This is a genomic window from Streptomyces sp. NPDC007905, from assembly GCF_042959345.1.
Classification (GTDB): Bacteria; Actinomycetota; Actinomycetes; order Streptomycetales; family Streptomycetaceae; genus Streptomyces.
The window spans coordinates 1-4,007 of record NZ_JBIBKS010000072.1; the positions used below are offsets into that span (position 1 = coordinate 1).

Annotated in this window: 1 protein-coding gene; it reads left to right on the forward strand. The window is 72.5% G+C overall.

Annotated features, from left to right (window positions below):
• Positions 1–4,007, forward strand: a 4,007-nt coding sequence (locus ACFZDC_RS41900; protein ID WP_391332349.1) for an SDR family NAD(P)-dependent oxidoreductase, incomplete at both ends; no start/stop codon positions are given.

Genomic DNA, 4,007 nt, shown 5'->3' on the forward strand with positions numbered 1-4,007 from the left:
GAGCTGGTGTCGGCGTTCGACGCCGAGTACTGGGTGCGCCACGTCCGCCGGGCCGTCCGCTTCGCCGACGGGGTGCGCACGCTGTGGGACCTGGGTGTTCGGCGATTCCTGGAGCTGGGCCCCGACGCGGTGCTGACGGCGATGGCCCGCCAGTGCGTGGAAGACGACACCGAGGCGGCGTTCGTGCCCGCCCTTCGGGCCAAGCGCTCCGAGGCCGAGTCGTTCGCCGGGTTCCTCGGTCGGGCCCATACGGCTGGTGTCGGAGTGGACTGGGAGGCGTTCTACGCCGGTACCGGTGCCCGGCGTGTCGAGCTGCCGACGTACGCCTTCCAGCGGGAGCGGTTCTGGCTGACGCCGGGTACCGCTGCGGGTGATGTCTCCGCGGCCGGACTCATCGCCGTCGACCACCCCATGCTGGCGGCGGTCGTGCAGGTCGGTGAGCGCGACGAGTGGCTGTTCACAGGCCGCATCTCCACCGAGGCGCAGCCGTGGACGCGCGACCATGTCGTCATGGGCGCGGTCATCGTGCCTGGTGTGGCGCTGGTCGAGATGTCCCTGGCCGCAGGGCGCGAGGTCGGCTGCCCCGTGCTCGACGAGCTGGTCATCGAGGCTCCGCTGGCTCTGGACGAGACGGTGGGGCGCCGGCTCCAGATCGTCGTGGGTCAGGCGGACGACCACGGCCGCCGCGAGTTCGTCATCTTCTCGCGCCCCGAGGGCGACGACACCGACGAGCACGGCGACGCCACCTGCCACGGGCGCGGCTGGCTGGGGCCGGACCCCGAGGCCGTACCCGCCTGGGACGTCGAATGGCCGCCGGAGGACGCCGAGCGTCTCTCCCCGGAGGCGCTCTACGCCCGCATGGCCGACATCGGCTACGACTACGGCGCGCTGTTCCAGGGTGTGGTCGACGCGTGGCAGGACGGCGACGTCGTCTACGTCGAGCTGGCGTTGCCGGACGACGCCGACACGCAGGGGTTCGGCATCCATCCCGGACTCTTCGACTCCGCGGTACAGAGTTCACTGTTCGGTGAGAAGCCGGACGACACCCTGGTGATGCCCTTCTCCTGGAACGGCGTCCAGCTCAGCCGAACCGGCGTCTCGCGCGCCCGCGCCCGGCTCGTCCCCGCGGGTGAGGCCGCGTTCCGCATCGACCTCGTCGACGAGCACGACGAGCCGGTGCTCAGCATGGACAAGCTCGTGTTCCGCCCTGTCGACCGGGCCCAGCTGAAGCAGACGGCCAAGACACGGGGTCTGTACGAGCTCGACTGGACGCCGGTCATGGCCGGCTCCGGCCGGTCGGCGCGGGTCGCGGTGCTGGGCGCAGGTGTTGCCGCCGAGGGCGAGTCGTTCGAGGACCTGTCCGCGCTGGAACAGGCCGTGGCGGACGGCGCCCCGGTACCCGAGCTGGTGCTCGCGGCCGTCGGCGCCGAGGAGGCCACGGCGGCCGCCGTCGAGGTCCTGGACCTGGTGCAGCGGTGGCTCGCCAGCGAGCGCCTCGGCGGGGCCACGCTGACCGTGGTGACGCGGGGTGCGGTGTCCGTCGGCGGCGAAGTTCCCGACGTCGCCCAGGCGGCGGTGTGGGGTCTGGTGCGCAGTGCCCAGTCGGAGCACCCGGGCCGGTTCCTGCTGGTGGACCTGGACGGCGGCGAACCGGAGTGGGGCGCGCTGCTCGACCTGGACGAGCCGCAACTGGCGTCCCGGGATGGTCAGTTGCTGACCCCGAGGCTGGCCCGCGCCTCCGTCGGTGAGACGGGGACCGTGTTCGACAGCGAGGGCACGGTCGTGATCACGGGTGGTACGGGTGGTCTGGGTGCGGTGTTCGCCCGTCACCTGGCCGTCGAGCACGGTGTGCGTCATCTGCTGCTGCTCAGCCGGGGGGGCCTGGAGGCCGACGGTGCTGGTGAGTTGGTGGCGGAGTTGGCGGATCTGGGCTGTGTGGCACGGGTGGTGGCCTGTGATGTGTCCGACCGTGAGCAGCTCGCCTCCGTGCTGGGTGCCGTGGAGCGTCCGCTGACGGCGGTGGTGCACGCGGCGGGTGTGCTTGACGACGGTGTGATCGAGTCGATGTCGGCCGAGCAGGTCGACCGGGTGATGCGGCCGAAGGTCGATGGTGCCTGGCATCTGCATGAGCTGACCGCCGGGATGGACCTGTCGGCGTTCGTGCTGTTCTCGTCGGTGGCTGCGCTGATCGGCAGTCCGGGGCAGGGCAACTACGCGGCGGCCAATGCCGCGCTCGACGCCCTCGCCGCCTGGCGACGGGCCGGGGGTCTTCCGGCGGTGTCGCTGGCCTGGGGCCTGTGGTCGGACACCGCGGGTATCGCGGCGCAACTGGGCCCGGCGGAGCTGGCCCGCCTCGAACGCATGGGGTCCAAGCCGCTGACGCCGGAGCTGGGTCTCGGCCTGTTCGACCAGGCCCTGGCGACGGACGCCGCTCTGCTGGCGCCGGTCCGGCTGGACATGGCGGTGCTGCGCGCCCAGGCCAGGGCCGGCACGATCCCGGCCGTACTGCGCGGGCTGGCACCCTTCCGGGCGCGACGCGCCGAGGCCGGTGGATCCCTCGCCCAGCGCCTGGCGGGCGTGCCCGAGGCGGACCGCGAACAGGTCGCCCTCGACCTGGTGCTGGACCAGGTCGCGAGCGTGCTCGGCCACGCCTCGGCCGCCGCCATCGATCCCGGCCGCGCGTTCAACGACCTCGGCTTCGACTCACTGAGCGCGGTCGAGCTGCGCAACCGGCTCACGCAGGCCTCCGGTGTGCGCCTGCCAGCCACGCTCGTGTTCGACCACCCCACCCCGGCGGCGGTGGCACGGCTGCTGGTGTCCGAGGTCTCGGTGGACGCCGTGGCCGGTCGCCGGCCTCCGACGAGGCCGCGCCGCGTGGACTCCGGCGAGCCCCTGGCGATCGTCGGCATGAGCTGCCGGTTCCCGGGCGGTGTGACGTCGCCGGAGGAGCTGTGGGAGCTGGTGGTGTCCGGCCGCGACGCCATGGGCCCGTTCCCCGCCGACCGCGGCTGGGACCTGGAGCGGCTCTACGACCCCGACCCCGACCAGGTCGGGTCGGTGTACACGAAGGCCGGCGGATTCGTCGACCGCATCGGCGAGTTCGACGCGGACTTCTTCGGGATCAGCCCGCGTGAGGCGCTGGCCATGGACCCGCAGCAGCGTCTGCTGCTGGAGGCGTCGTGGGAGGCGTTCGAGGACGCGGGCATCGACCCGACGACGCTGCGCGGCAGCAACACCGGCGTGTTCGCCGGCACCGTCTCGTCCGGCTACCACGCGACGATGGTTCCCGAACTGGAGGGCTACCACCTCACCGGCACCACGATGAGCGTGGTGTCCGGCCGTATCGCCTACACGCTCGGCTTCGAAGGTCCGGCGGTGTCCGTGGACACAGCCTGCTCCTCCTCCGCCGTCGCCCTGCACCTCGCCGGGCAGGCCCTGCGGGCCGGCGAGTGCGACATGGCCCTGGTCGGCGGCATCTCCCTCATGGCCACGCCGGACCTGCTCATCGGCTTCAGCCGCCAGCGCGGCCTGGCCCAGGACGGCCGCTGCAAGGCCTACTCGGCGTCGGCGGACGGCACCGGCTTCTCCGACGGCGCCGGTGTGCTCGTCCTGGAGCGCCTGTCGGACGCCCGCCGCAACGGCCGGCGCATCCTCGGCCTGGTCCGTGGGACCGCGGTGAACCAGGACGGCGCGAGCAACGGCCTCACGGCCCCGAACGGTCCTTCGCAGGAGCGGGTGATCCGGCAGGCTCTCGCCAACGCCGGGCTGCGCCTCTCCGACGTCGACGCGGTGGAGGGTCACGGGACGGGCACCACGCTGGGTGACCCGATCGAGGCGCAGGCGCTGCTGGCGACGTACGGCCGTGAGCGGGACGGTGAGCCGCTGTGGCTGGGGTCGGTGAAGTCGAACATTGGTCATACGTCGGCTGCGGCGGGTGTGGCTGGTGTGATCAAGATGGTGATGGCGATGCGGCACGGTGTGCTGCCGCCGACCCTGCATGTCGGTGA